The sequence below is a fragment of the Pseudonocardia xinjiangensis genome (genome assembly GCF_012911925.1).
Classification (GTDB): Bacteria; Actinomycetota; Actinomycetes; order Mycobacteriales; family Pseudonocardiaceae; genus Pseudonocardia; species Pseudonocardia xinjiangensis.
Genome location: NZ_JAAXKY010000019.1, coordinates 44,411 through 70,085 on the forward strand (window position 1 = coordinate 44,411; position 25,675 = coordinate 70,085).

Annotated in this window: 26 protein-coding genes and 1 pseudogene; 8 read left to right on the forward strand and 19 right to left on the reverse strand. The window is 72.7% G+C overall.

Annotated features, from left to right (window positions below; translation table 11 throughout):
* Positions 1 to 8: 8 nt before the first annotated feature.
* The 3 genes from HF577_RS08755 to HF577_RS08765 form a co-directional block, all read right to left on the reverse strand.
* A complete protein-coding gene (locus tag HF577_RS08755; protein ID WP_169395249.1) occupies positions 9 to 1,631 on the reverse strand; it encodes a phospho-sugar mutase in 1,623 nt (540 codons plus the stop codon).
* Positions 1,628 to 2,428: a purine-nucleoside phosphorylase gene (locus tag HF577_RS08760; RefSeq protein ID WP_169395250.1), complete on the reverse strand. Its 801-nt coding sequence runs from the start codon at positions 2,426 to 2,428 to the stop codon at positions 1,628 to 1,630. The genes HF577_RS08755 and HF577_RS08760 overlap by 4 nt, the downstream gene beginning before the upstream one ends.
* 84 nt (positions 2,429 to 2,512) lie before the next feature.
* Complete coding sequence (locus HF577_RS08765) at positions 2,513 to 3,766, reverse strand: serine/threonine-protein kinase (RefSeq protein WP_312859021.1); 1,254 nt, start codon at positions 3,764 to 3,766, stop codon at positions 2,513 to 2,515.
* Positions 3,767 to 4,244: 478 nt separating this feature from the next.
* On the opposite strand from HF577_RS08765, the gene HF577_RS08770 reads away from it, so the two are divergent.
* Positions 4,245 to 5,426, forward strand: a complete 1,182-nt coding sequence (locus HF577_RS08770; protein ID WP_169395276.1) for an amidohydrolase — start codon at positions 4,245 to 4,247, stop codon at positions 5,424 to 5,426.
* 81 nt (positions 5,427 to 5,507) lie between these two features.
* Here HF577_RS08770 and HF577_RS08775 read toward each other — a convergent pair whose 3' ends face one another.
* Positions 5,508 to 5,957, reverse strand: a complete 450-nt coding sequence (locus tag HF577_RS08775) for a gamma-glutamylcyclotransferase (protein ID WP_169395277.1) — start codon at positions 5,955 to 5,957, stop codon at positions 5,508 to 5,510.
* A gap of 72 nt (positions 5,958 to 6,029) precedes the next feature.
* On the opposite strand from HF577_RS08775, the gene HF577_RS08780 reads away from it, so the two are divergent.
* The gene (locus tag HF577_RS08780; protein ID WP_169395251.1) at positions 6,030 to 7,433 is read left to right on the forward strand and encodes an NAD(P)H-quinone dehydrogenase; all 1,404 of its coding nucleotides are present in this window, start codon (positions 6,030 to 6,032) and stop codon (positions 7,431 to 7,433) included.
* A 9-nt stretch (positions 7,434 to 7,442) separates the two neighbouring features.
* Here the strand turns inward: HF577_RS08780 and HF577_RS08785 are convergent, their stop codons facing one another.
* Positions 7,443 to 8,801, reverse strand: coding sequence for an FAD-dependent oxidoreductase (locus tag HF577_RS08785; protein ID WP_169395252.1), 1,359 nt, complete (start codon positions 8,799 to 8,801; stop codon positions 7,443 to 7,445).
* A 252-nt stretch (positions 8,802 to 9,053) separates the two neighbouring features.
* Between HF577_RS08785 and HF577_RS08790 the strand changes: the two genes are divergently transcribed.
* Positions 9,054 to 9,416, forward strand: coding sequence for a hypothetical protein (locus HF577_RS08790; RefSeq protein ID WP_169395253.1), 363 nt, complete (start codon positions 9,054 to 9,056; stop codon positions 9,414 to 9,416).
* A 30-nt stretch (positions 9,417 to 9,446) separates the two neighbouring features.
* On the opposite strand, the gene HF577_RS08795 is transcribed toward HF577_RS08790, so the two are convergent.
* From HF577_RS08795 to HF577_RS38035, 6 genes are all read right to left on the reverse strand, one after another.
* Positions 9,447 to 10,532: a peptidoglycan recognition protein family protein gene (locus tag HF577_RS08795; RefSeq protein ID WP_169395254.1), complete on the reverse strand. Its 1,086-nt coding sequence runs from the start codon at positions 10,530 to 10,532 to the stop codon at positions 9,447 to 9,449.
* Positions 10,533 to 10,627: 95 nt separating this feature from the next.
* Positions 10,628 to 11,422: an ESX secretion-associated protein EspG gene (locus tag HF577_RS08800; RefSeq protein ID WP_169395255.1), complete on the reverse strand. Its 795-nt coding sequence runs from the start codon at positions 11,420 to 11,422 to the stop codon at positions 10,628 to 10,630.
* A 188-nt stretch (positions 11,423 to 11,610) separates the two neighbouring features.
* Positions 11,611 to 11,850 carry a tautomerase family protein gene (locus tag HF577_RS08805; RefSeq protein ID WP_169395256.1) on the reverse strand — a complete coding sequence of 80 codons (240 nt, stop codon included), beginning with the start codon at positions 11,848 to 11,850 and terminating at the stop codon, positions 11,611 to 11,613.
* Between the two features lie 33 nt (positions 11,851 to 11,883).
* A complete protein-coding gene (locus HF577_RS08810; protein ID WP_169395257.1) occupies positions 11,884 to 12,600 on the reverse strand; it encodes an SDR family NAD(P)-dependent oxidoreductase in 717 nt (238 codons plus the stop codon).
* Positions 12,601 to 12,642: 42 nt separating this feature from the next.
* The gene (locus HF577_RS08815) at positions 12,643 to 13,815 is read right to left on the reverse strand and encodes a YbfB/YjiJ family MFS transporter (RefSeq protein WP_169395258.1); all 1,173 of its coding nucleotides are present in this window, start codon (positions 13,813 to 13,815) and stop codon (positions 12,643 to 12,645) included.
* A gap of 177 nt (positions 13,816 to 13,992) precedes the next feature.
* Complete coding sequence (locus HF577_RS38035) at positions 13,993 to 14,841, reverse strand: LysR family transcriptional regulator (RefSeq protein ID WP_169395259.1); 849 nt, start codon at positions 14,839 to 14,841, stop codon at positions 13,993 to 13,995.
* Positions 14,842 to 15,004: 163 nt separating this feature from the next.
* On the opposite strand from HF577_RS38035, the gene HF577_RS08825 reads away from it, so the two are divergent.
* Both HF577_RS08825 and HF577_RS08830 read left to right on the forward strand, forming a co-directional pair.
* Complete coding sequence (locus HF577_RS08825; protein ID WP_169395260.1) at positions 15,005 to 16,201, forward strand: sensor histidine kinase; 1,197 nt, start codon at positions 15,005 to 15,007, stop codon at positions 16,199 to 16,201.
* Positions 16,194 to 16,844, forward strand: coding sequence for a response regulator transcription factor (locus tag HF577_RS08830; protein WP_169395261.1), 651 nt, complete (start codon positions 16,194 to 16,196; stop codon positions 16,842 to 16,844). The genes HF577_RS08825 and HF577_RS08830 overlap by 8 nt, the downstream gene beginning before the upstream one ends.
* Here the strand turns inward: HF577_RS08830 and HF577_RS08835 are convergent.
* Positions 16,825 to 17,673 (reverse strand): hypothetical protein, encoded by an 849-nt coding sequence (locus tag HF577_RS08835; RefSeq protein WP_169395262.1) that lies wholly within the window; start codon positions 17,671 to 17,673, stop codon positions 16,825 to 16,827. The genes HF577_RS08830 and HF577_RS08835 overlap by 20 nt on opposite strands.
* A 229-nt stretch (positions 17,674 to 17,902) precedes the next feature.
* Here HF577_RS08835 and HF577_RS08840 point away from each other — a divergent pair, with 229 nt between their 5' ends.
* From HF577_RS08840 to HF577_RS38045, 3 genes and pseudogenes are all read left to right on the forward strand, one after another.
* Positions 17,903 to 18,136 carry a hypothetical protein gene (locus tag HF577_RS08840; protein ID WP_169395263.1) on the forward strand — a complete coding sequence of 78 codons (234 nt, stop codon included), beginning with the start codon at positions 17,903 to 17,905 and terminating at the stop codon, positions 18,134 to 18,136.
* A 22-nt stretch (positions 18,137 to 18,158) separates the two neighbouring features.
* A pseudogene (locus tag HF577_RS40095) lies at positions 18,159 to 18,407 on the forward strand (WhiB family transcriptional regulator); the annotation flags it as partial.
* A 62-nt stretch (positions 18,408 to 18,469) separates the two neighbouring features.
* Positions 18,470 to 18,619: a hypothetical protein gene (locus HF577_RS38045; protein ID WP_246266102.1), complete on the forward strand. Its 150-nt coding sequence runs from the start codon at positions 18,470 to 18,472 to the stop codon at positions 18,617 to 18,619.
* 164 nt (positions 18,620 to 18,783) lie between these two features.
* Here HF577_RS38045 and HF577_RS08850 read toward each other — a convergent pair whose 3' ends face one another.
* The 7 genes from HF577_RS08850 to HF577_RS08880 form a co-directional block, all read right to left on the reverse strand.
* Positions 18,784 to 19,173, reverse strand: a complete 390-nt coding sequence (locus HF577_RS08850; RefSeq protein WP_169395265.1) for a glycoside hydrolase family 5 protein — start codon at positions 19,171 to 19,173, stop codon at positions 18,784 to 18,786.
* A complete protein-coding gene (locus HF577_RS08855) occupies positions 19,170 to 19,382 on the reverse strand; it encodes a type II toxin-antitoxin system HicA family toxin (protein ID WP_211173978.1) in 213 nt (70 codons plus the stop codon). The genes HF577_RS08850 and HF577_RS08855 overlap by 4 nt, the downstream gene beginning before the upstream one ends.
* Before the next feature lie 1,872 nt (positions 19,383 to 21,254).
* Positions 21,255 to 21,731 (reverse strand): hypothetical protein, encoded by a 477-nt coding sequence (locus HF577_RS08860; protein ID WP_169395266.1) that lies wholly within the window; start codon positions 21,729 to 21,731, stop codon positions 21,255 to 21,257.
* Positions 21,732 to 21,953: 222 nt separating this feature from the next.
* Positions 21,954 to 22,499 (reverse strand): GNAT family N-acetyltransferase, encoded by a 546-nt coding sequence (locus tag HF577_RS08865; protein ID WP_169395267.1) that lies wholly within the window; start codon positions 22,497 to 22,499, stop codon positions 21,954 to 21,956.
* 20 nt (positions 22,500 to 22,519) lie between these two features.
* Positions 22,520 to 24,286, reverse strand: coding sequence for an acetyl/propionyl/methylcrotonyl-CoA carboxylase subunit alpha (locus HF577_RS08870; RefSeq protein ID WP_211173992.1), 1,767 nt, complete (start codon positions 24,284 to 24,286; stop codon positions 22,520 to 22,522).
* Positions 24,287 to 24,392: 106 nt separating this feature from the next.
* Positions 24,393 to 24,818, reverse strand: a complete 426-nt coding sequence (locus HF577_RS08875) for a hypothetical protein (protein ID WP_169395269.1) — start codon at positions 24,816 to 24,818, stop codon at positions 24,393 to 24,395.
* The gene (locus tag HF577_RS08880; protein ID WP_169395270.1) at positions 24,815 to 25,675 is read right to left on the reverse strand and encodes a DUF692 domain-containing protein; all 861 of its coding nucleotides are present in this window, start codon (positions 25,673 to 25,675) and stop codon (positions 24,815 to 24,817) included. The genes HF577_RS08875 and HF577_RS08880 overlap by 4 nt, the downstream gene beginning before the upstream one ends.

The window sequence follows — 25,675 nt, forward strand, 5'->3', positions numbered from 1 at the left end:
CCGCCCCGTCAGCCCTCCAGCAGTTCGTGGACCTCGGCGCGCAGGGCGTCGAGGCGCCTGCGAGCGGCGGCTTTCGCCTCGGCCAGCGCTGCGGCGTGCGGTACCGGCTCGACCACCTCGAGGTAGGCCTTGACCTTCGGTTCGGTGCCCGACGGGCGGATCACCAGCCGCTCGCCGTGGCGCCGCAGGACGAGGACGTCGGGGGTGGGCCGCTGCGCCGACCACCCTGCCGGCGTCCCGGACCGGAGCCGCTCGACGAGGGCGTCGCGGGCTGCCGGGTCCCGGCGCACCGACACCCCCTCGGTGCGGTGCACCCCGTGCGCGACGGCCAGCTCGTCGAGCCGGTCGGCCGGTCCCTGGCCCGCTGCCTTCAGCCCCGCCGCGAGGTCGCAGGCCAGCACCGCGGCTGCGATGCCGTCCTTGTCGCGCACCGCGTCGGGGTCGACGCAGTAGCCGAGCGCCTCCTCGTAGCCGTACACCAGCCCCGGGCCGCCCCGGACGATCCACTTGAAGCCGGTCAGGGTCTCGGCGTACCGCGCCCCGTAGGCGGCCGCGAGCGGCCGGAGCATCGACGAGGAGACGATCGTGGTGGCCACCAGCGGGTCGTCGTAGGGCATACCGCGGGCGGCGCCCGACCGCAGCAGGTGGTCGCCCAGCAGCACGCCGGTCTCGTCGCCGGTGAGCATCCGCCAGCCGCCCCCGGCGTCCGGCACGGCCAGCGCACACCGGTCGGCGTCCGGGTCCAGGGCGATCGCCAGATCGGCGTCCACCTCGGCGGCGAGCGCGAGCAGCGCGTCGGTGGCCCCCGGCTCCTCCGGGTTGGGGAAGGAGACCGTCGGGAAGTCGGGATCGGGAGTGGCCTGCGCGGTGACGACGTGGACGTCGGTGAACCCCGCCCGGTGCAGCGCGTGCACCGCGGTGGCTCCGCCCACCCCGTGCATCGGCGTGAGCGCCACCCGCAGCTGCCGGGCCGTGCCGCGCGGCAGCCGACCGGCGCGGTCCAGGTAGGCCTCCGTGACGTCCACGGTCGTGGCGGTGGCGGCGGTCGGGACGGACACGGCGGCCGGAGCCGCGCGGATCGCCGCCTCGATCTCTGCGTCCGACGGGGGCGCGAGCTGCGCGCCGTCGGCCAGGTAGACCTTGTAGCCGTTGTCCGCAGGCGGGTTGTGCGATGCCGTGATCTGCACGCCGGCCACGGCGCCGAGCTCGCGGACGGCGAACGCCAGCACCGGCGTGGGCAACGGCGCGGGCAGGGTCAGCACCCGGAACCCCGCGCCGGCCAGCACCTCCGCCGCCGCGGTGGCGAACGCCTCCGACCCGTGCCGCGCGTCGCGGCCGACCACCACCGGCCCCGGGTCACCCCGGCGGGCCAGCCACGCGGCCAGCCCGGCGGTGGTCCGGCGGACCACGGCCACGTTCATCCCGGCCGGCCCCGCCCGCACCGGGCCGCGCAGCCCGGCGGTGCCGAAGCGCAGCATCCCCGCCATCCGGTCGCGCAGGTCGTCCACCGCACCCGGGGTGCCGACCATGGCCGCGGCCAGCACCTGCTGCAGCTCCGTGCGCGTCAGGGGGTCGGGGTCGTCGGCGATCCAGCGCGTGGCCGCGTCACGCAGGTCGGGCGGCAGGGTCACGAGCGGGCGATGAGGTCGCGCAACAGGGCACCCATCCGGCCTGCCGACGCCGCACCCGCGGCCAGCACCTCGTGGTGGTCGAGCGGCTCGCCGGTCATCCCGGCGGCCAGGTTGGTGACGAGCGACAGCCCGAACACCTCGACGCCCTCGGCGCGCGCCGCGATCGCCTCCAGCACCGTGGACATCCCGACGAGGTCGGCACCCAGCCCGCGCAGCATCCGGATCTCGGCAGGTGTCTCGAAGTGCGGGCCGGGCAGACCGGCGTAGACACCCTCGGACAGCGACGGGTCGATCTCGCGGGCGAGCGCACGCAGCCGTGGCGAGTAGAGGTCGGTCAGATCCGTGAACCGCGGGCCCACCAGTGACGAGCGACCGGTCAGGTTCAGGTGGTCGGAGATCAGCACGGGCTCACCGACCCACATGCCCTCCCGGATGCCGCCCGCCGCGTTGGTGAGCACCACGGTGCGGCAGCCGGCCGCCGCGGCCGTGCGGACGCCGTGGGCGACCGGGTCGGCGCCGTGGCCCTCGTAGAGGTGCGTGCGGCCGAGCAGGACGAGCGCCCGGTGCTCTCCGACGGGTACCGAGCGGATCGTGCCGCCGTGCCCGGCGACGGCGGGGGTGACGAAGCCCGGCAGATCGGCCATCGCGATCTCGTGGGCGGGGTCGCCGATGATGTCGGCGGCAGGCCGCCAGCCCGACCCGAGCACCACAGCCACGTCGTGCTTGTCCACTCCGGTGGCTGCGGCGATGGCCGCTGCGGCGGCGACGGCGGGTGCTGGGGAGACCTCGGCGCTCATGAGCCGACCCTATCGACCGACGGTGACCTCAGGCGGTGGCGAGGGCGGAGCCGGAGGTGTTCCCCAGGTGCCGGTCGGGCCTGCTCACGGTGCGGTGTCGGCCGACGAGACGGTGGCGGTGGTGAACGGGGACTGCCCGGCCAGCAGCCGCGTGGCGGTCCACCCGCCGATCGCACCGGCCACCACGACCGCCGCTCCCGCGACCACCAGCCCGACCGCGGCCATGCCCGTCACGGGCGGGGCGGCGGCCGAGTGGCGCCGGGAGGCCGTGGCGGCCACCGGCCGGACCGGGGCGGGCTGGCGGGTGCGGGCCGGCGGCAGGGGGCCCGGCGACGTCGCCAGCGGGGCCGGCTCCACGAGGTGGCGCGCGCCGGTCGGCGCAGGCGGCAGGGGAGCCGGGCGACCGGCGCTGAACTCGGCGCGCTCCGCGGCGGTCGGAACGGGGAGACCCGCCCCGATGGTGGGCGCGTCCGGGGAGCCGGGGTAGAGCGGGTCGTCCGGGTCGTCGATGAGCGGCCGCAGCCGGTGGCGGACCTCGTCGAGCGGCATCCGCGCGTCGGGGTCCTTGACCATCAGCGCCATGATCACGTCGGCCACCGCGCTCGACGTGCGCGGCCGCGGGACCTCGCCGTCCACCACCTCGGTGATCGTGGACACCGGGTCGCCGTGCACGTCGTAGGGCGGGCGCCCCTCCAGAGCCGCAAAGAGCGTGGCGCCCAGCCCCCACAGGTCCGCCGCCGGCGTCACCGGCTGGCCTGCCGCCACCTCCGGCGCGATGTAGGCGGGGGAGCCGAGGACGAGCCCCACGCTCGTCATGGGGGCGTCGGCGATGTTGCGGGCGATGCCGAAGTCGGTGAGCTTCACGCGGCCGTCGTCGGCCACGAGCACGTTGCCCGGCTTGACGTCCCGGTGCGTGATCCCGCTGCGGTGCGCTGCCCGCAGGCCGCCCGCCGTCGCGAAGCCGACCACCGCCGACTGCTGCAGCGTCAGCGTGCCCTGCTCGCCGATCATCGTCGCCAGGTTGCGGGACGGCACCAGCTCGAGGACGACCACCGGTGCGCCGTCGACGTCGACCACGTCGAACACGGTGATGATGTTCGGGTGCGACAGGCCGCCGAGGGCCCGCGCCTCACGCATGATGCGCTCGCGTGCCTCCGCCGCCTCCTGCTCGGGAACACCCGGCGGGACCTTCAGCTCCTTGACCGCCACCCGGCGCTGCAGCACCTCGTCGTAACCCGCCCAGACGGTGCCCATGGCGCCGCTGCCGAGGAGATCGGACAGCCGGTACCGGCCGCCGATCAGGCGCACGTGCTGGCCCTCCGGGCTGTCCTGCGACACGTACCCATTCTCCCCGGCCCGCGCAGGAGCGGCGCTGGCGCCCCCCGCGTACGCACCGGGATCGCTCCCGGGTTGCTCCCGAAGGGGGGAGTTGACCCCTGTGGGTGTGGGTGGTTGTTGAGAGGTCCAGCATGGCGACACTGCGTGCCGCATGGGCGTTCGACGAGCGGCGACGAGCGGTGTCAACCCCCGTTCGCCTCAGCTTCCGGCGACCGTTCGTCACAGTCCGCGTGCCCGCCCGCAGCAGATCCGCAACCCCTCGGCGCGGATTCCGGCCCCTGATGCGTTTCCGGTTGGAACACCGCCGTCCGGGTGAGCACGATGGCTAGATGCACGACAGAGCAGCCTCAATGCGCGCACCGCTGACGTTGCGCGCTGCGACCGGTCCTCGGGGGACCGCTGCACGCGGTGGTGTGCGGTGACCTTGCTGGAGGCGCACAACGACCTCGTGCCGCCTGCGGAGCTGGCCGTGAATGATATGGGTGCGGGCAGTGGCCCGCCATGGCTCGACTCCTGGCTGGCGGCACACCGAACCGACGTGGTCGCCTGGCGACGCGCCATCCACGCCGTACCGGAGCTCGGACGCGCCGAGCACCGCACCACCGAACTGGTGGCACGGCGGCTGATGGCCGCGGGGCTCGAGCCCCGCACCCTGCCCGGCGGCACCGGCCTCGTCTGCGACATCGGATACGGCGACCGCTGCGTCGCCCTCCGCGCAGACCTCGACGCACTTCCCCTCAAGGAGGACACGGGCCTCCCGTTCGGCTCCACCGTCGACGGCGTGATGCACGCCTGCGGGCACGACGCGCACACCGCCATGCTCCTCGGGGCCGGTCTCGCGCTGGCCTCCGCGCCTGCGCTGCCCGGCCGGGTGCGGCTCATCTTCCAGCCCGCCGAGGAGGTTCAGCCCGGCGGCGCGATCGACATGGTCGCCGACGGCGTCATGGAGGGTGTCGACCGCGTCTTCGCCCTGCACTGCGACCCCCGTCTCGAGGTCGGCAAGGTCGGCACCCGGGTCGGGCCCATCACGTCGGCGTGCGACGTCCTCGAGGTCCGGCTCACCTCTCCCGGCGGCCACACCTCACGCCCGCACCTCACGGCCGACCTCGTCGAGGCCCTCGGCCTGCTCATCACCCAACTGCCGCTGCTCCTCACCCGCCAGGTCGACCCGCGCTCGGGCACCGTCCTCGTCTGGGGTGCCGTGCACGCGGGGGAGGCGGCCAACGCCATCCCGCAGCACGGCGTCCTGCGGGGCACCCTGCGCACCGCCGACCACCACACGTGGGGGGAGCTGGAGGCCAAGATCCGCTCGCTGGTCTCGGCGCTGCTCGCCCCCACCGGCACCGGCTACGTGCTCGAGCACATCCGCGGCGTGCCGCCCGTGGTCAACGAGGCGGTCAGCGCGGGCATGCTGGCCGACGCCGCCATCGCCGTCCGGGGTGCCGACGCCGCCACCAGCACCGAGCAGAGCAGTGGTGGCGAGGACTTCGCCTGGTACCTGGAGCACGCTCCCGGCGCCATGGCCCGGCTCGGGGTGTGGCCCGGGCACGGCCCGATGCGCGACATCCACCAGCCCACGTTCGACCTCGACGAGCGCGCCCTCCCCTTCGGGGTCCGCGTCCTCATCCAGGCCGCGCTCACGGCCCTCACCGCCCCCTGACGCCCCGCACGAGCCGCCGGTCCCCAGGGAACCGGCGGCTCGTGCCGTTCGCTGATCGGGCCCGTGGCGCGCCGCGAGGGGTCAGACGGATTTGCCGCTCGGGCGGTTGCGCAGCGCCGAGACGTAGTCGGCCGGGGCGCCGGCCTGTTCGGCGGCGTCGGCGATGACCCCGAGGTAGCGGGCGCTGGGCATCCCGCCCTCGTAGGCGTCGAGCACGTAGATCCAGGCCAGGACATCGCCGTCGAGGGTGTGCACCCGTAGCCGGAGCTTCTTGTGCAGCCCCAGCTCGCCGCCTTCCCAGCGGTCGAGCTGGTCGGCGTCGAGCTCGGAGACGTCGTAGAGCACGACGAAGACCTGCGACTCCGGGTCCTCGACCACCGTGGAGAGCGCGCCCTCCCAGCCGTAGTCCTCGCCCCCGAAGGTGAGCCGCCAGCCGACGAGCCACCCGGTACCCGCCATCGGCGAGTGCGGGGCACGCTCCTTCATCTGCGCAGGATCCATGTTCGACCCGTAAGCGGCGTACAGCGGCACCGCCACAGAGTAGTGCGCCATCGCCCGCGTACCGTTCTGGGGGAACCGGACATCAGGAGGAGGCATGCCTCGGTGACGCGCATCGTGATCATGGGCGGGGGGCCTGCGGGGTACGAGGCGGCGCTGGTGGCGGCCCAGCACGGCAGTGACGTCACCGTCGTCGAGCGCGAAGGGATGGGCGGTGCGTGTGTTCTCGACGACTGCGTGCCGTCCAAGACCTTCATCTCGTCCGCGGGCATCAGAGTCGACCTGCATCGTGCCCCTGACCTGGGCGTCACCGCCGACCGGCAGGCCATCGGCGTCGACCTGCCCACGGTGCACGCCCGGGTGAAGCGCCTGGCGCTCGCGCAGTCCGCCGACGTGCGGGCCCGCGTGGAGCGGGAGGGCGTGCGCATCGTCCGCGGCACCGCCGTCTTCACCGACGAGCCCTCCGTGCGGGCGCCCCACGTGGTCGAGACACGGACACCCGATGGTGGACGCGAGGAGCTTCCCGCCGACGTCGTCCTCATCGCCACCGGCGCCACCCCGCGCGTGCTGCCGGACGCCGTCCCCGACGGCGAGCGCATCCTCACCTGGCGCCAGCTCTACGACCTCGAGGCGCTGCCCGAGCACCTGATCGTCATCGGTTCCGGGGTGACGGGCGCGGAGTTCGTCTCGGCCTACGTGGAGATGGGGGCGCGGGTCACCCTGATCTCCAGCCGCGACCGCGTGCTCCCCGGCGAGGACGCCGACGCCGCGGCCGTGCTGCAGGACGTCTTCGCCGAGCGGGGCGTCGAGATCCTCGCGCAGGCGCGCGCCGAGACGGTGAAACGCGACGGGGACGGCGTGGTCGTCACCCTCGCCGACGGCCGCACCGTCACCGGTTCGCACGCGCTCATGACCGTCGGGTCGGTGCCCAACACCGCCGACATCGGGCTGGAGAAGATCGGCGTCGAGCCGGGGCGTGGTGGCTTCATCCCCGTCGACCGGGTCTCGCGCACGTCGGTGCCGGGCGTGTACGCGGCGGGCGACTGCACCGGGGTGCTGATGCTCGCCTCCGTGGCCGCGATGCAGGGCCGGATCGCGATGTGGCATGCGCTCGGCGAGGGCGTGGCGCCGATCAAGCTGAAGACGGTGGCGGCGGCCGTGTTCACCCGGCCGGAGATCGCGACCGTCGGGATCAGCCAGCGGGCGATCGACGCGGGCGAGGTGCCAGCTCGCACGATCATGATGCCGCTGTCCACCAACCCGCGGGCGAAGATGCAGGGGCTGCGCCGCGGGTTCGTGAAGCTCTTCTGCCGGCCCGCCACCGGCGTGGTGGTGGGCGGTGTGGTCGTCGCCCCGGTGGCGAGCGAGCTGATCCTGCCGATCGCGCTGGCCGTGCAGAACGGCCTCACCGTGGCCGACCTCGCCCACACGTTCTCGGTGTACCCGTCGCTGTCGGGCTCGATCACCGAGGCCGGACGCCAGCTCATGCGCCACGGCGACCTGGACTGACCGGGCTCGTCACCTCGCCGAGGCTCGGCTCCGGAGGCCGGTGCGCAGCCTGGCGCCCACGGCCCGCACCAGCGTGCTGGGCCGGGCCAGCGTGCTCGGGTGCGCGAGCATCGTGGTGACCATGCTCATCCGCCGGTTGATCTCGGGATCGACCGCCGACATCGCGAGCACCATGTCGCCCAGCTTGGAGATCAGCGCGTAGCCGGGCGGGTAGGGGCCGTCGACGCGGGGCAGCGCGAGGTCGGCGAGGGTGGAGACCTGCCAGGCCGCGTCGACGACCACCCGCACCTTGTCGAAGTACTCCCGTGCCGGCTCGTCGAGTCGCGGCTCCCCGCGCAGGTACGCCGACAGGCAGGACGCATGCAGCGCCGCGGAGGTCATCCCCTGCCCGTAGACGGGGTTGAACGACGCCACCGCGTCCCCGATCGCCACGAGCCCGGCGGGAAAGCGCTCCAGCTCGTGGAACTCGCGCCGCCTGCTGTCGGCCTGGTGGTAGGTGATCACGTCCCCGAGCATCTCGGCCTGCTCGGCGATGTACCCGAAGACGGACGGGAAGTCCCGGCGGCACCGGGCGGCGAACTCGGCGGGATCACGGCTCGGACGGTCGTCCGCGTAACCCGAGATCAACATGATCCAGCGGTTGTCCTCGACGGCGTTGATGCCGCCGATCCGGGCCACCCGGTCCGGCGCGGGACGGGTCTGCGACACGACGACGCTGATGTCGCTGATCTGCTCGTCGCGGCGGAACATCGCCGTGGCGTAGTTCAGCTTGATCGGCATCCGCTGCATCGGCGGCCGGACCCAGCCGTTCTCCTCGAGCCAGTCGCTGAGGCGGCTCGACCGGCCCATCGCGTCGACGACCAGGTCCGCAGGCTGGATGGTCGCGTCGGCGTCGGCGCTCTCGCCCGTCGGCCGGTACCGCACTCCCGTGGCCCTGTCACCGGTGAAGACCACGCCCTCGGCGCGCCCGTGGAGGATCCGGATGTTGGCGATGGCCGTGGTCCGGCGCCGGACCATCGCCTCGAGGAACGGCCGGGTCGTCACCAGCGCGATGCCCGAGCCCGCGATCCGCTGCGGGGGCGGCTGCAGCACGCCGTTGACGTACATCCGGGTGCCGGACGGCGACGGCACCACGGCGCCGGCCGCGAGCGCCTCCTCGGCGAACCCGGGGAACCAGCGCTCGAGCTGGACCTGACCCGCCGGCAGGAGCGCGTGCACCTGGCTGCCCTGCGGCACCCCCGGCCGGGGCTCGTACCCGGTGTCGGCCGCGTCGCGCTCGATGACGACGACCTCCTCGGCGTGGTCGCTCAGCACCCGCGCCGCCAGCAGGCCCGCCATGCTGGCGCCGAGCACGACCGCGCGACCCATGATCGGTCTGGTGTCGGTCGGCCGTCGGGACGTGCTGAGCTCCGTGAAGACGCGGGATGCGGACGGCACTGGGTGGACTCCTGCTGGTGCGGCCGGGCGACGGGCTCCGGCGGACGGGGCAAACGGGATCTTGAAGCTACCCCGGGCACCCGCCCGGGCGAGGCCGCTCCCGCATGCCCTGCGGCTCCGGCTCCGGGTCCGGTCCGGGCGATCCCTGATGCCGGCGCCCGGCCGGCCGCGCACGATCGAGTGATGACCACTCTGCCTGCAACGTCCCGCGTGCCCGCCGGCGCAGTGCTGATCGCCGGGATCGGCGCGCAGCTCGTGGACGACGCCGCCTACCTGCTCCTGCCGCCCGTCGCTCTGCTCGCACCCCTCAGCGGGCTGCTCGCGATCCTGCTCACGGCAGGAGCCGCTCGCTACGTGTCCCGCGACCGCACGGGGGCGGCGGTGGCGCGCACCGGGCTCGCGGTGGGCGCGGTGTCCGCGGTGATCGGGTTGCTCGTCGGCGGCCTCGGGCTGGTGGCGATCCTGCTCGCCGGCGTGACGGTGGTGGCGGGTGTCGCCGGGGCGGTGGCCGGGCGCGGTACGGGCGCCCGGAACCTCGACGGCTGAGCGCTCCGGCGCACCACTCCGCGTGGACCCTCAGGCCAGGGCGGCGGCGATCTGCTTGCGGATCTCGGGGAGCTTCGCGTGGAGCTTGTCGCCCGGGCACTCCGTGGTGGTTTCCCAGTCCTGGTGCCCGGAGATGGTCGGCACCGTGGCCGTGGCACCGGAGATCGGGTTGACGTAGTCGGTGGTGCCCGTGGGGTCGAGCCGGCAGACGCGGGTGAGCACCGTGAGCACCTGGAGCAGGGTGTCCAGCGCCGCGGACGTGGGCTCCACGTCGATGAGGTCGCCGAGCAGCACCACCCCGACGTTGCCGGCGTTGAAGCCGCCGACGTGGGCGGCGTTGGCCATCAGCGGTGCCTTGTGGGTGGACGCGTCGCCGAAGACCGGAACCGGGTCGTCCCCCGACCAGCGGCCCTCGTAGAGGGCGCCCGCCTCGTCGATCAGCAGGTGGTAGCCGAGGTCACCGAACTCGCGCGTGACCGTGTGGTCGTAGTAGATCCCGCGCACCGTGCTCGCCGGGTTGGGGTCGTTGTTCTGGGTGGCCGAGTGGTGCACGGTCAGCGTCTGCACCGGGTGCCAGGTGGGCGGGAACAGCTCGGTGCCCTCGGCGCTGAACCGCAGCCCCTCGTCGGCACCCCACCCGGCGCGGGTGCGGTAGACCAGGCCGCCGTCCCACTTCTCGCTCCGAGGTCCGGAAGCCGACTTCGGCTCGGCCATCGTGTTGATCTCGCCGACCCGGACCGGGGTGTCGGTGCCCATGTCGAGTGTGTACTCCCCGGTGTCGGGGACGGCCACCAGCGCGGAGCGCCGTCGGCCGGGCCTGTCGTCGCGCCCCCCACCGCACGCCGCCCGTACCGGTACGGCCTGCCAGTCCGACCCGACCCGCACCCGCAACCCGACGTCGGGCTCTCCGGACCAGCTCAGCCCCAGGTGGGTGAGACGCTGCTCGGCCCGGACCGGTGCGGTGTCGCCGAGCAGCCGGAGCGTGCCGGTCACCCCCGGCTCGCCCGGCGGCGGGGCCGGTGCAGGGGTCTGCGCGAAGGCCGTGGTGGTGCCGGTGGCCACGGCCAGTGCTGCCGATCCTCCACCGAGAAGCAGCGCCCTGCGACTGACGGCCATGGTGATCCTCCGAGGGGTGAGTGCCGGGTACGTTAACCCGTTCGGAGGTATGCCCGACAAGCGGGCATGATCTTGACGATCCGCGTGCGGGGGCGTCAGCGGCTACCCGCTGCGGCCCGCGCTGCGGCGAGCAGCTCCGACACCCGGTGCCCCAGCCTGCGGGGGTCGGTGGGCGCAACCGTGGTCCACTCGACGCCGTCCTCGCCCGTGGAGCGCGTCACGAGGTAGCGGCCGCGGGGTCCGTCGAGGATCGCGAGTACACCGCCCGCGCGGCGGAGCACGCCCCAGCGGTCGGCGCTGAGGGCGACGATCTGCGCGCCCGCGTCGATGCCGGTGACCATGCGGGCCAGGAGGCCGGCATCGGCCGGAGCGACCTTCCCGGCGAGGAGCGCCGTCCGCAGTCCGAGGCCCGGCGCGGCGGTGGAGAGCACGGCCGACGGCACGGTGGCGGCCCGCCCGGGACCCGGCGGGACGTGGGGGAGCGCGCGCAGCAGCGCGACCGGCAGCGAGCCGTGCGCTCCCAGGGTGACGGTGGCGTCCTGGCGGACCGCCAGCACGCACGCGTCGGGGCCGCCTGCGGCCACGGCCCGCACCCTGTGCTGCCACCGCCCCCGCAGCTCCAGCTGTTCGGCGGGGCGGGCCAGGAGGTGCAGCAGCCGGGTGAGCCCGGGGTCCGGTCCGGACGGCCCGGCGAGCCCGCGCCGGCGCAGCGCCTGCCAGCCCGCCGCCTGGAGCTCCCGCCGCCCGGCACGGGTGCGGCCCGGCGACTCCAGGCGCAGGACGACGGGCGTGGGGCCGAGCCGGAGCCGCTCCCACAGCACGTCGAACTCGACGGCGGTGAGCACGTGCCGGGGTGCGTCGGGCAGCGGTTCGAGGGCGGGCTCGGCCATGGTGTCCTCCCGTGCGCGAGATCTCGCGGCGACGGTAGGGCGGGGAGATCCGGTGCCGGGGGCGTTCCCGGGAACCTGTGTACGAACGTGAACGACCCCGGGACGCACGACGGCCGGTGCGGCTGCAGTCCGCACCGGCCGTCGCGGTCTCCGGCAACCGGTCGAACCGGCGTCGGACCTCTTGCTGGTCATTCGGCCTGACGCGCACGCAGTTGCTCACGGAACTGCTCCACCGGCAGGCCGCCCCAGCCCCAGTTCTCGGTCTCGACCTCGTCGATGATGACGAAGGTGGAGTCGACCGGTTTGTTCAGCACGTCGAGCAGCAGCGCGCTGACTCCGCTGATGAGCGCGGCCTTCTCCTCGGCGGTCACCGAGTGCGCGTCAGGAGTGGTTCCCTCTCGGGTCACCTGGATGGTCACGACCGGCATTTCTTCCTGCTCCTCTCCGAGATGTTGCGCGGGTCAGTGACCGGCGCTCTGGCCGCCGTCGACGTGCAGGACTTCTCCGGTCACGAAGGGCGCCGACTCGAGATAGACGACGGCGTCGACGACGTCGCTGGTCTCGCCCATGTGGCCCACGGGGTGCAGTCCGGCGAGGGCCTCGTGGGTCTCGACCGGGTGCATCGGGGTCTTGATGATTCCCGGAGACACGGCGTTCACGCGGATGCCGCGCGTCGCGTACTCGATGGCCAGCGACTTCGTGGCGGCGCCCAGGCCGCCCTTCGTCAGCGAGGCGAGCACGGACGGCACGTTCGAGTTGGCGTGGTCGACCAGGCTCGTCGTGATGTTGACGATGTGCCCTGTTCCCTGGCTCTCCATGAGTTCCACGGCTCCTTGCGTGATGCGGAAGAACCCGGCCAGGTTCACCCGCACCACCGCGGCGAAGTCCTCCTCCGTGTACTCGGTGAAAGGCTTCGCGATGAAGAGGCCGGCGTTGTTGACCAGTGTGTCAACGCGGCCGAACCTGCTCAGTGCCTCTCCGATCACCCGCTGCGCAGTATCTGCGTCGGCGATGTCGCCCTGGACACTCACGATGTCCGGGTCCTCGGACGGCGCGATCGAGCGTGAGTTCGCGACCACGCCGTAGCCCAGCTTCCGGTAGGCGCTGACCAGGTCGGCGCCGATACCCTGCGAGGCGCCGGTGATGATGGCGACCTGCTGTCCCTGGAGGTTTCCCACGGTCTGTTCCCCTTCGTGTTCTCTGGTTGTCGTGCGGAGTGGTTATCGAGAGATTTCCGCCACGCGATCCGGCCGGCGCGGGAATCGGAATCGCAGTGCCGCGGAGGCGAGGGCGGCGGCGAGGACAGCGGCGGCGCCGACCAGCAGAGGCTGCTGGTAGCCATGGCTCAACAACGGGGTGACGACCAGCGGGCCGGCGATCTGCCCGGCCCCGTACCCGGTGGTCAACAAGGCCACCGCACGCGGGAACCGCAGGTGCGCGCCGATCCCGAGTGCCATCGAGGTGACGCCAACGAACGTCGCACCGAACAGCAGAGCTGACACCACCGCTGGTCCGATGCCCCCGGAGACAGCGGGCAGAGCGATGCCGAGAGCCTGGATCACCAGCGCGACCGGCAGCAGCGCCGATGCCGGCCACCGCTTGCCCAGCCGCGCCCACAGGGCGCAGGACGGCAGGGCGGCGAGCCCGACCAGAACCCACGCACCGCTGCCGGTCGAGCCGGAGGCGTTCTGGTCCATCGCCGCCACCAGGAACGTCCCGGCGATGATGTAGCCGACACCTTCCAGCGTGTAGCCGGCGAACAGCGCCCAGAACCAGGTGTCCGTCCCCGGCCCGGCCCGGCCGACTCCGGCCGCGCCCTCCGGTTCCGGATCCGGTTGCAGCGCCCAGGCGCCTGCCGCGAGGACGAGCGCGAGAGCCGCCGACGCCCACCAGGCCGCCCGCCAGGTGGCCACCGACCGGAGGAGGAGCACCAGGATCCCGGACAGGGCGATGCCGGTGCCGATGCCGCCGAACGCCCATCCGGTCAGGTGCGAACCGTGATCACGCAGGTGACGGTGCACGGCACTGACGGCGATGACGAACACGAGCGCGCTGGTGGCGCCCGCGGTCAGCCGCAGCACGGCCCACACTGCGTCGTTCTGCGTGACCGGCATCAGCGCCAAGGTCGCGACCAGCACGATCAGCGACGTGCGCAGGGCCACCGCCGAGCGCACCAACGCCGGGACGAGGATTCCGGCCGACGCCCCGGCGAGATAGCCGACGTAGTTCGCCGTCGCCAGCGCCGACCCCCACTGCGGGGACAGGCTCGTCTGCGCTTGCATCAGGGGCAGCATCGGGGTGTAGACGAACCTGCCGATCCCCATGCTCGCCGCGAGCGCCGCCGCGCCCTGCCCGACGATCGGCCACGGGGACGACGATGCTTCCGAGCACATTGCTCGCCTTGCGCTCACGACGCGGATCATGACGACGAGTTCTCCCTTGTCGGCTCGTCATCGAACGTAAGCGCGGCACGGCGCCTTGTTAAATGCCTGGCGTAGCGCATCCATGCTCCGCAGGCATGGACGTCGGGCTACGGAATTTCCGGGCGCTCGCCGCTTTCGGTCAGCAGTTCAGGAACTGGTCGCGGCAACGGCGGCTTCGACGAACTTCCGCATCAATGCCTCCTGCACGTGCGGCATGAATACGAGGGAAACAGGGACCGGTGGCGCGCCGACCAGCGGGACGAACCTGACGGCCGAGTGAATGTGACGCCGCCTCGCGACGTCGGGGACCACGCCGATCCCGCGGTCCGCGGCCACCGACTCCAGCCATTCGTCGAAGTTCGCGGTCTCGATGATGCGAGCCGGTCCCTCCCCCGGCGCCCACGTCCAGGGTCCGGTCGTGCCGCTGAGGGTGTTGACCACGAGCGGCCACTTGGTCACGTCGCTCCAGGCCAACTGTTCCCGGTCGGCCAGTTCGGAGTGTTCCGAGCACACCGCGACCCGTTTCTCGTCGAACAGGTGCACCACGCGGATCGGTGACGGGGCGATGTCGCCGCGAACGAGCGCGACGTCGATCGTGTGCTGCCGGAGGCAGGAAAGCGGGTCGTCGCAGCGGACCAGCGAGACGGTGTTGCCCGTGGCCTGTTCGAACATGCTCACCGCGTGCTGGGCCCATGGATCGGGCAGCAGCCAGCTGAACCCGAGGCGGACGGTGACCTGTCCGCGCACGGCCGCCAGAGCCTCGTCCATCTCGGCGAGCACCCGCTCGGCACGGATCAGGAACTCCTGCCCGGCTTCGGTGAGCTCGAACCGGCGCGAGGTCCTGTCGAGCAGTCGCACCTGGAGTGCCGCCTCGAGTTGCTGGACCGTGCGCGTCAACGCCGGCTGGGTGATCAGGAGTTGCTCCGCCGCGCGGGTGAACGACCGCTGCCGCGCGACGGCGGCGAACGCCCGGAGATGACGGAGTTCGACGTCCACGCCTCCGCAGCATAGGTCCGGGTACGCCGGGCAGGAGATGGCCGACGACGTGTTCTGGCCGGGACCGGTTCCTCTCCGGCCGACCGCGCATCCCCCGTGATCGAGGGAGCGTCCCCCGGACGGGGGAGGCGCCCGAAGCGGGTGTGATGGGCATCATGGACGCATGAACTGGCAGGAGGTGCCGCGTCGCGCCGTCTACCTGCTGATAGGCGCCGCATTCTGCCTCGCCATCGCGATCATCGTCTGGACCTTCTCCCCGGCGTTGGCCGGGCCCGGGCTGCCGATGCCCGCACTGGTGGTGGCGCTCGCGTCGGTACCGGTGCTGACCATCGGTCTGCTCCCCGGGATCCGCGACCTGCAGGTCGAGGCGGCCCGTTCGCTGCTGCGGGTCGACACCGGGCTCGTCCGTCCGCAACAGCTCCGGTGGGAGCACCGGTGGCGCACCGCCGTCTACACCGCCGCCCACCAGATCCTGGGCTTCGCCACCGGGCTGTGGGTGGTGCTCGCGGTGTGGGTACTGGGCGCGTTGGCCGTCGTCATCGTGCGGGGCGGCCAGGCCGAGTTCATCGTCCGGCTGGCCCGGCCGTCGACCCCGCTGGGCTGGGTGCTCACCGCAGCGGGGGCGGTGGGCGTCGTCGCCGGGACCGTCGGGCTCGTCCTCGGTGCCGGCGCGGTGATGGCCCGGGCCGCGTCCCGGCTGCTGGGGCCGACCAGCACGGACCGGCTCGCCGAGGTCACGGCCCGGCTGCACCAGGAGACCGAGTACCGCCGGCTGTCACGTGACCTGCACGACGGCGTCGGGCACGCGTTGAGCGGCATCTCCTTGCACGCCACCGCCGGCGCCCGGCTGCTGCGCCGCGATCCGGATGTGGCGGCCGAGTCCTTCGCCACGATCGAGGCACTCGCCGGGCGAGCGCTCGGCGAGCTGGATCAGGTGCTGGCACTGCTGCGCGACGACGAGCCGTTGCGGCAACCCGAACCGGGGCTCGACCAGCTCGAAACCCTCGTCGACGAGCATCGCAAGCTCGGTCTGGACGTGACGTTCGAGGTGGCAGAGCTGCCGGTCGGCCCGCTCCTGTCCACCACGGCGTACCGCGTCTGCTCGGAGGCTCTGCACAACGCCGCCAAGCACGGCGGACCCGGGCCCGTCACCCTCAGGGTGAGACCGGAGGGCGACCACCTCGTCATCACCGCGACCAACCCCGCCGGTACCGGCGCGCCGTCGCGCCGCCGCGGACGCGGGCTCGTCGGTCTCGACGAACGCGTCGCGCTGCTCGGCGGCCGGTTCGAGGCGGGCGCCGAGAACGCCCAATGGCGGCTGTCCGCGCACCTGCCGCGGGCGGTGGGCCACCGTGGGTGAACCGATCTCCGTCGCGGTCGTCGACGACGAACCGATCATCCGCAGCGGCCTGCGCAACCTGCTTCAGTCCGAGCCGGACATCGAGGTGGTCGGTGAGGCGAGCGACGGCGTCGAGGCGGTGGGACTGGTCCGCCGCATGCGTCCCGCGGTCGTGTGCATGGACGTCCAGATGCCCAAGCTCGACGGCATCCGGGCCACCCAGCAGCTGCTGACGCTGCCCGACGCGCCGCGGGTGCTGGTCTTCACGACGTTCGGCGCCGACGAGCACGTCTTCGGGGCGCTGCGCGCCGGTGCGTCCGGGTTCCTGCTCAAGCGTGCGAACGCCGAGCAGATCATCACCGCGGTGCGGACCGTCGCGCTCGGGGAGAGCCTGGTGTTCCCCGAGGCGCTACGAACGCTCGTGGCCACCCGGGCCCCCGCAGAGGTCACCTACCGGGGGCCGGCGCTGACCGACCGGGAGAGCGACGTTCTGACCCAGGTGGCCGCGGGGCAGACCAACGCCGAGATCGCGCAAGCGCTCTTCCTGGGCGTCGAGACCGTACGCACCCACATGTCCCGGATACTCGCCAAGCTCGGAGCACGCGACCGCACGCAGGCCGTGGTCATCGCTTACACGACAGGCCTCATCCCGCTTCGTCACTGATCAGGCCCGTTTGGATGCCCTGACACTCGGGTCTGGTCAGGCGGTAGTAGGAGGTCGACGCGACGAGCAGGCCGGCACCCCAGAGGGTGTAGCCACCGATCTCCAGCACGGCGCCCAGGCCGGCGGGTGTCGCCCCCACGGCCATCGCGGTCATCCCGCCGACGCCGAAGTACGCGCTCAACCCGACCCCCATGAACACTCCTGGCCCGAGCACCAGCCACCTGGGGACGAACTGCCCGGCCCACGGCGACCAGTTCGGCCACACTCGTCCCCACAGGTGAGCAAGTGCCAACGGCAACAACGTCCCCGCCAGCACCATGAGGCCGAAGAAGATCGTGAACCCGGCCCCGCCCGGTCCGTCGAGGTTCAGCCCTTCCACGAGTGCGGGGCTGAGCCGTGCCGCCAGACCGGCGACAGCCACGTAGGCGCCCGCGTAGGCCCACCACGGCGACGGCTCGGTGCGCCGCTCCGGGGACAGTCCGTGAACCCGGCCGCAGCGATCACATGCCGACCGGACATGGCGAAGCTCCGTGGCGGCGCACCACAGCGTCAGAGCTCCGGCCGCGACGCCCGCGCTCCGCAAGGGCAGCCCGACGAGCTGATCCCGGCTGTCGACACCGAACGGCAGCATGAAGATCATCGTCAGATCGATCCAGAACAGGAGGCAGTACGCGATCATCGACGCTCCCGCCGCCCATCCCAGCCACGCCAGCAGCCGGCGCCATCGGGGCGGCCACCGGCGCGTCGCACCCAGACCTGTCGCCAGGCAGAACGCTGCGGACAGCGCCGCCGGTAGCACCGTCACCCACCCCGCTGGGAAGAACGTCACCCCACTGAAGGACGGTGAGCCGGCAACCGCCCTCGAGGCGAGGACCACCGCGTACCCGGCCGACCATCCAGCGGCAAGCAAGGCCGGCCACCTGGCCGAACAGGACCCCATGGGCACGAAAGCTAGGCGGCAACGGAACCGGATCAGTCCCCCTCGCGTGGGATCGCCGTCCCCCGCAGGGCCCCTTCCAGATAACCCGGCCCGCGTCGCGGAGGCCGAGTACGACCGCGTGTTCGCCAGCGCCTACCTCTCACACGAGGGACCGGCGCACGAGAAGAAGGACGCCACCGAGCTGGCCACCGCGGCGGAACGGGACGTCCGCGACATCGCCCAGCTCGCGTTCAAGCACGCCGACCGGCAGGCCCGCGCGCTCGAATCGGAACTGCGCGCTTACCAGTCCATCGGCGCTTCCGTCCGCGCAATGTACGGCGCAGAGACGGATCGGGCGGTGATCGCGCGGTGAACAGTTCGAGCTGGTTGCGCTCATGCTCGGTCGTCCGCCTGATCGCCCAGGAATCCACCCCGCCCTCCTTGCTGAGCTGCTCGGCGACGAGAACGACTGGCGCTCCCAGGGCGCGTGCGTCGGCGCGGACTACCGGCTCTTCGAGCCCTCCGCGGACGGCGAGCGTATGCGCGGCTACCCGCCCCGTGCCGTCGACGCCGGCCGCGTCTGCCTCTCCTGCCCGGTCATCGAGCGCTGCCGCGCCTGGGCCGAGGACCGCAAGGAGCAGGGCGTGTGGGCGGCCGCGTGGCGCACCGGCATTGCGGGTGACAACCGACCCTGGCCCATCCGGTGGTGTGCAGCAGCGAAGCGGGCTGGGTGCGCCACCGCGTCTCGGCGTTCGACACCCCCGCCTTCACCTGCGAGCAGGTCACACCCGAGATGGCGAAGTGCCTCGTGCAGCGCGCCTGGGTGGAGGACAAGCAGCGCTTGGGCCGAAGGTAAGGGCAACGTCTCACCCGAGATCCGCGCCGGCGCGGTGAGGGCCATCGCCGAATGGGAGGCCCTGCGGGCGAAGGCCGCCAGCGAGCTGGCGAAGTACAAGGTGCAGTAACGCGAGAGCCCCCGCCTGGCCTCTTCGGAGGTCCGGGCGGGGGCTCTTCGTCGTTTCAGGAGGCCTTCGTGAGCTGGGAGACCCGCTGGGGTGACACGTCGAGCACTGCGGCGATGTCGCCGCCGGTGAGGCCGGAGTCCCTGAGCCGACGGGCGATCGAGCGCCAGTGCTCGGCCGCTCGTTCTTGTGCCTCTTCGATTGCCCGCATCTCTTTGCGTGCCTGCTCGACCTCTGCGGTGGTGGCGGCGTCGAGCTCGGCGCGCACGGTGAATTCAACGGCGTCGGGGTCCTCGTCGCGCTGCAGCGCGAGGTAGTCGCGGACCATTCGACCTGCTCCGGCGATGGTGTGTGACTGGGTTACGCCGACCTCGGCGCCTTGGGCGTCGAAGATGTGCAGCTCCCAGCCGCGGGCCCATCGCTTCGCCTGGACGCTGTAGGTGCTCATTGCAACCACCCTTCCGGCAGGCAGGCCATCTGCTTGCCGACGCTCTGTACTACGCCCGGGGAGATGTCGCGATGCCGTGGTACGGGCGCGCGGTGCGCGCCGCATGGGCACTTCCACACGGTGTGGTCGCCGGTGTTGCGCAAGACCTGGCAGCCGTGCGCTATGAGCGCCTTCTCTACCGCGCGGAGCTTCATCTCTCTGAACACCACGAGGATAAGCCTAGGCCCCCTTGTCCACCAGTCTAAAGGGGGGCTAGCGAGTCAGTGTCAGCTGGTGGGGCAGGGCTCCCGGTATGCGCGGGGCGGCAGGCCCACGGTGACGTGTCCGGCCGGGCAGCGGACCTTGAAGTGGGTACCGGCGGGCACGCGCTCGTCGGTCTCCACGGTGTCCTCGGAGCCGCACTCGCCGCAGGCGAACGCGACGTCGGCGAAGATCCGCGACCAGCCTTCCTGGTCCTCGGCGGTGAGGCGGTCGGTGGGGGCAGGTCAGTCGAATCGCATGCCGGGATGCTAGCGACGGCCCGCCCCCCGGCGGGTCACTCCAGGCGGCCCTCGATCGTGCCGCACTTCGAGCAGATGCGGGTGTCCGTCGACGCAGGGGCCGGCGGGGCTCGACGCCGCTCCGGCGGGCATTGCGTCAAATGGCGCAACCTCGGTATTGGGCGTAACGGACCGATGGCCCTCGGCGACGGGCCGGTGCCCCCAGTATCTCCGCGCCTCCCCGTCGCTCCGCTCCCCCCAAGCAGCGGCGACCGGCGCATCCGGAATCGGAGTCCGTGTGAAACGACCGTCCCGTCTTATCCTCGTCACCGCATCGCTGACGGTCGTCGGGCTACTCGTCGGTGGCACCGCCTACGCGATGTCCAGCCGTGGCGGCGCGGAGACCTACCGTGCGTGTGTCAATGAGCGGACCGGCGCGATCCGCATGCTCCTCGACCGTCGCGACGGCGACTGCATCACGAGGCGCGGTCCGCGGCAGGAGACTCCGATCTCGTGGGACCGGAACGGCGGCCCTCCCGGGCCTGCCGGGCCTGCCGGACCCCGCGGACCTCGCGGGTCAGGAGGTTCGGGCGGAAACGGCGAGGGGGGTTCGCTCGGGAGCCTCGACAACCTGGCCGGCCTGCCGTGCAATACCGACAGCGACGACGAAGGCGTGGTTGAGATCCGGATCAGCGCGCCGAACCAGGGGTCGGTGATACAGATGGTCTGCAAGACCGATGGGACGGTCGACTGGCCGCCGGCTCCTCCTACGACGACGGCCCCGCGCCCAACGGTGACTCCGCCGCCGACGAGGCCGACCTTCGAGACTCCGGCTCCGCCGACGACTCGGACGCCGCCTTTGACGACGGTCCGGCCGACGCAGCCCCCGCCTCCGACGACGGCTTGGCCGACACCGACTCCGACTCCGCAGCCGCCGCAAGCCTAGATCCGCGAAGAGTTCCGCGTCTGACCTGGACACAACAGAGCCCCCTGATCAGGGCGAGCAGGGGGTTCTGTGGCGATCAGGGGCGATGTGCCGGTCAGTTGGCGGCTGGCCACAGGTACATGCGGGTCTGGCCGTCTTCCTTCTCACTCCCGATGATCCCGCTGTTCGCCAGGGTCTTCAGGGGGTGCCCAACCCGTGCGTGTCCTCGCCGATGTTCTGGGCGGTGAGCTTCATGCCCGGGTGGTTGCACATGAACGCGACGATCCGCTCGTTGAGGTCATCCCGGGGCGGAGACCCGCGGGGCGGTCGTGCTTCGAGATGCTCGAGGCGCCGCCACAGCTCCGCGTAGGCGGCCGGCCTGTTTGGTGGGCGCCGAGGAGAGCGAGTGTGCATCCAAGGGAACATCGCTCTCGTGACAGATGGTGTTAATCGCTCATATACCTGGTGTAGGGGCAGACGAATCTAAGTAGCACATTTCGTCGCCTGTACCGCGGACCGGGGGTGGCGAGCGAACCCCCGGCGGGCCCCTGAGGGTTCCGCGGGTCTGGGAGGCCTGGCGCCGGGGGAGCTTCCGGACGCCGGTCGGCGGCCGTGGCGGGCCCCCGGGACGCACGACGGCCGGTGCGGCTGCAGTCCGCACCGGCCGTCGTGGAGCGTCAGCTCGTCCTGGCCAGCACCGTCTCCGGCGTCCGGCATCCGGCGAGCGGGCAGAGCGTCGAGCATCCGATGCGGGCGTGGAGATCCGCATCGGTGAGGGTCCTGGCGAAGGGCCAGTGCCCGGTGAAGCGTTGCAGGTACCAGTACAGGAACAGATAGTCCGGTTCTGCGGTGTCGGCGACGAAGACCGGGCGCCCGGGGAGTCGGTCGATCCACTGGGCGTAGGCACTCATCGCGAGGGCGGGTGGTCGGGTCGCCCGGCGGGTGGAGAGCCAGTCATCCGCCCGCCGCCTCCAGGTCTGGAGGGCGACGGGGTGGAGGGTGGCACCGGGCAGTTCACGCACGTTGGTGGTGAACACGGCGGTCGGGTCTCCGTCGGGCGAGTGCGCGGCGGAGGTGAGGGTGAGCAGGGAATGGGGACCGGGTATCGGCCCGTCGATGTGGATGTGGGTGGTCACGAACGTGTCGGGGGGCATACGGATCCTGGTCGCCGGTCGGGATGGGGGCGTGTTCGCGGCGCGGCCTGAGCCTGCGTGGCGAACGGATCCGCGGCGCGGCACTTCCGCGTGGCGGAGTCACCGGGCCCCGTGGTGGTCACGGGATGCGTCACTGCTGTCCGCTATGCACTTGTCCAGCACGGTGCGGGGTCGCTGTGGAATGCCTGGCCCGACGACGGTAGGACGCTGTGTGCTCGAAGGTCAACTGTCCGTCGCCGACCGGGCCGCCACCAGGACGTCCATGTGCCGCCCGTCGACCACCCAGGCCGACGGCTGCCGCGCCTCCGGTCGGAACCCGCACTTGATCGCCACGCGGGCCGATGCGTTGTTGCCCTCGGCCCAGGCGTAGGTGACGCGGCGCAGGCCCAGCCCGGCGAACCCGAACCGCAGCACCGCGGACAGTGCGGTGGTGGTCATCCCCTTGCCGCGGGCCGCCGGGAGCGCCCAGCAGGCCGCCTCGGCCGTGCGGGCGGCGAGGTCGAGAGCGGCCAGTTCGACCTCGCCGACCATCTCCCCGGTGGTGGGCTCGCACACCGCCCACGTGTAGCGCTCGTCGCGGCTCCACTCGCGGGCGCGGAGCCGGACGTAGGCGTCGGCCTCCGCCCGGGTGGCCGCCGGTCTGCGGCGCCAGCGGCGGATCTCCGGATCGAGGCAGGACGCCACCACGGCGGGCCGGTCGTCGATGCGGTCGTCGGCGCGCAGGGCGCGCAGGTACCAGGAGCCTGCGTTGATCTCCACCGGTTCCATGGCGGGAGCGCGCGGTGCGCCTACTCCTTGATCTCGCAGATCACGGTGCCCTGCGACACGGAACTACCGGTCTGCGCCGCCAGGCCGGTGATCGTGCCGTCCTTGTGCGCCATCACCGGGTTCTCCATCTTCATGGCCTCCAGCACGACCACGAGATCGCCCGCCGAGACCGTGTCGCCGTCGGACACCGCGACCTTGATGATCGTGCCCTGCATGGGCGCGGTCACGGCGTCGCCGGAGGCCGTCGCGCCGCCGCGGCCGCCGCCACGCTTGCGGGGTGCTGCCTTGGCCGCTGCGCCTGCGCCAGCACCTCCACCGATGGCCAGGTCGGCGGGCAGCGAGACCTCCAGCCGCCTGCCGCCGACCTCGACGACCACGGTCTGGCGCGGACCTGCGTCCTCCTCGGCGTCCTCGCCGCCCTCGAAGGGCGCGACGGTGTTGTCCCACTCGGTCTCGATCCACCGGGTGTGGACGGTGAAGTCCTTCTCGTCCGTCGCGGCGAACGCCGTGTCCTCGACGACGAGCCGGTGGAACGGCAGCACCGTGGCCATGCCCTCGACCTGGAACTCGGCCAGCGCCCGGCGCGACCGCTCCAGGGCCTGTGCCCGGTCCGAGCCGGTGACGACGAGCTTGGCCAGCAGCGAGTCGAACTGGCCGCCGATCACAGAACCGGGCTCGACGCCCGCGTCCACCCGCACCCCGGGGCCCGCCGGGAAGGAGATCGACCGGACGGTGCCCGGCGCGGGTAGGAAGTTCCGGCCGGCGTCCTCGCCGTTGATCCGGAACTCGATGGAGTGCCCGCGCGGCTCGGGGTCCTCGAGCAGGTTGAGCACCTCGCCCTCGGCGATGCGGAACTGCTCGCGCACCAGGTCGAGCCCGCTCGTCTCCTCCGAGACGGGGTGCTCCACCTGCAACCGGGTGTTGACCTCCAGGAACGAGATCAGCCCGTCCTGCCCGACGAGGAACTCGACGGTGCCGGCGCCGTGGTAGCCCGCCTCCGTGCAGATCGCCTTGGCGGCCTCGTGGATCGTGCTGCGCTGCTCGTCGGTGAGGAACGGCGCGGGCGCCTCCTCCACGAGCTTCTGGAACCGCCGTTGCAGGGAGCAGTCGCGCGTGCCGACGACGATGACATTGCCGTGGGTGTCGGCCAGCACCTGGGCCTCGACGTGGCGGGGCTTGTCCAGGTAGCGCTCGACGAAGCACTCGCCACGGCCGAACGCCGCGGTGGCCTCGCGGACGGCCGACTCGTAGAGCTCGGCGATCTCCTTCTTCTCCCGGGCCACCTTCATGCCCCGGCCTCCACCGCCGAATGCGGCCTTGATCGCGATGGGGAGCCCGTGCTCCTCGGCGAAGGCCTCCACCTCGTCGGCCCCGCTCACCGGCTCGGCGGTGCCGGGGACGAGCGGCGCGCCCGCCCGGGTGGCGATGTGCCGGGCGGTGACCTTGTCCCCCAGGTCGCGGATGGCCTGCGGGGTGGGGCCGATCCAGGTGAGGTCGGCGTCGATGACGGCCTGCGCGAAGTCGGCGTTCTCGCTGAGGAAGCCGTACCCGGGGTGGACGGCGTCGGCGCCGGCGCGCTTCGCGACGTCGAGCAGCTTGTCGATCGCGAGATAGGAGTCGGCGGCGGTGGTGCCGCCGAGGGCGAACGCCTCGTCGGCCAGGCGCACGAAGGGGGCGTCCCGGTCGGGGTCGGCGTAGACGGCGACGCTCCCCAGTCCGGCGTCGCGGCAGGCCCTGATGACGCGGACGGCGATCTCCCCACGGTTCGCGACGAGAACCTTGCTCAAGCGCGCCACGGTCGGCCTCCTCGTGGTGTCCGCTGGGACGGGTGCCCCGAATCGGTTGTTACCGGTGAGTTTAAGGGGGTGGATCCCTCGTGCCCGGCGCGGTCGGTCACCGTCGGCCCGTGAGATTCCTGACGCCCCGCAGCAGGCGGCGAAGGCGGCGAAGGCGGCGCGGCGTCGGGGGCCGGTGCCCGTCGTACCGGAACGCGGCCTCCCGCTCGGCCAGCTCGGTTCCGGCCGCGCTGCCGAGCTCGCCGCGCCGGTGCAGGGCACTGGCGACGTCCCAGCCCTCGCGCAGGGCGCCGGAGGGTTCGCGGCCGGCGTGGTGCGCGGCGAAGACACGTGGCCATTCGGCTCCCAGCGACGCCGCCAGCAGCGGCCACGCCGTCGCCGCCTCGCCCGCGCGCTTGCGCAGGAGTGCGCGCCGGGTGGCGTCGATCCGGGCGAGGTCGAAGCCGGGGGGGACCGGTGCGCCCGCGACGAGCGCCGCCACCAGCTCGGCCTGCCGGGCCGCGAGGCCGCGGTCGTGGCTCACCGGGGCACCCGCTGCTGCCCGACGGGCGGGTGCCCGGCCGCGGCCGCGATGGCGTCCAGCTCGGCCAGCAGCTCGGCGGCGGGTGGGTAGCGGCCGTCGCGCTCCAGCATCACCGGTGGGGCCTGCGCGATCCGTTCCACGAGCCGTTCGAGCAGGCGCAGCACGGCTGCGGGCACCGGATGGGTGTGGGTGTCGTGGTAGATCCCGGGGTCGTCGGGGTGCTCCGCACCTCCGGCGACGTGCACGTAGGCGACCCGGTCCAGCGGCAGCCGGTCGAGCACGGCCTCCGGGTCCTGGCCGCGGTTGACCGCGTTGGCGTGGATGTTGGCCACGTCGAGCAGGAGCAGCGCGTCGGTGCGCTCCAGCAGGGCGGTGAGGAAGTCGGGCTCGGTGTACTCGTCCTCGGGCCAGTCGAACAGCGCCGCGATCGGCTCCAGCGCGAGCGGGACGTCGAGCTCGGCCTGCGTGCGCCGGATGTTGCGGGCGAGCACGTCCAGCGCCTCCCGCGTGCGCGGCACGGGGAGCAGGTGTCCGGCGTCGAGGTCGCCTGCGCGGACGAAGGCGATGTGCTCGCTCACCAGCGGGGCCTGCAGTGCGGCGGCGCACGCCGCGAGGTGCGTGACCCGGCGGGCCTCGACGGGTTCGGCGCCGCCGAGGGAGAGCCGGACGCCGTGGGGCACGACCGGGACACCCCGCTCCCGGAGCTCCGTCACCCCGCGATGTGCCGCTGCCGGATCGATCGACTCGGCGATCACCTCGCAGAAGGAGGGCGCGGCGAGGCCGGCGACCCATGCGGCGATCTCCGGACGCCAGCCGACCCCCACCCCGGCCGGGAACGACGCGGGCCGCTCACCCAC

What these genes read in the sequence shown, in the direction of transcription:
- HF577_RS08860 (WP_169395266.1), bottom strand. Translation starts at nt 21,731, where the DNA reads ATGCCCCCCGACACGTTCGTGACCACCCACATCCACATCGACGGGCCG.
- HF577_RS08805 (WP_169395256.1), bottom strand. Translation starts at nt 11,850, where the DNA reads ATGCCGGTCGTGACCATCCAGGTGACCCGAGAGGGAACCACTCCTGAC.
- HF577_RS08800 (WP_169395255.1), bottom strand. Translation starts at nt 11,422, where the DNA reads ATGGCCGAGCCCGCCCTCGAACCGCTGCCCGACGCACCCCGGCACGTG.
- HF577_RS08760 (WP_169395250.1), bottom strand. Translation starts at nt 2,428, where the DNA reads ATGAGCGCCGAGGTCTCCCCAGCACCCGCCGTCGCCGCCGCAGCGGCC.
- HF577_RS08850 (WP_169395265.1), bottom strand. Translation starts at nt 19,173, where the DNA reads ATGAGCACCTACAGCGTCCAGGCGAAGCGATGGGCCCGCGGCTGGGAG.
- HF577_RS08825 (WP_169395260.1), top strand. Translation starts at nt 15,005, where the DNA reads ATGAACTGGCAGGAGGTGCCGCGTCGCGCCGTCTACCTGCTGATAGGC.
- HF577_RS08865 (WP_169395267.1), bottom strand. Translation starts at nt 22,499, where the DNA reads ATGGAACCGGTGGAGATCAACGCAGGCTCCTGGTACCTGCGCGCCCTG.
- HF577_RS08785 (WP_169395252.1), bottom strand. Translation starts at nt 8,801, where the DNA reads ATGGGTCGCGCGGTCGTGCTCGGCGCCAGCATGGCGGGCCTGCTGGCG.
- HF577_RS08815 (WP_169395258.1), bottom strand. Translation starts at nt 13,815, where the DNA reads ATGTGCTCGGAAGCATCGTCGTCCCCGTGGCCGATCGTCGGGCAGGGC.
- HF577_RS08790 (WP_169395253.1), top strand. Translation starts at nt 9,054, where the DNA reads ATGACCACTCTGCCTGCAACGTCCCGCGTGCCCGCCGGCGCAGTGCTG.
- HF577_RS08795 (WP_169395254.1), bottom strand. Translation starts at nt 10,532, where the DNA reads ATGGCCGTCAGTCGCAGGGCGCTGCTTCTCGGTGGAGGATCGGCAGCA.
- HF577_RS08770 (WP_169395276.1), top strand. Translation starts at nt 4,245, where the DNA reads ATGGGTGCGGGCAGTGGCCCGCCATGGCTCGACTCCTGGCTGGCGGCA.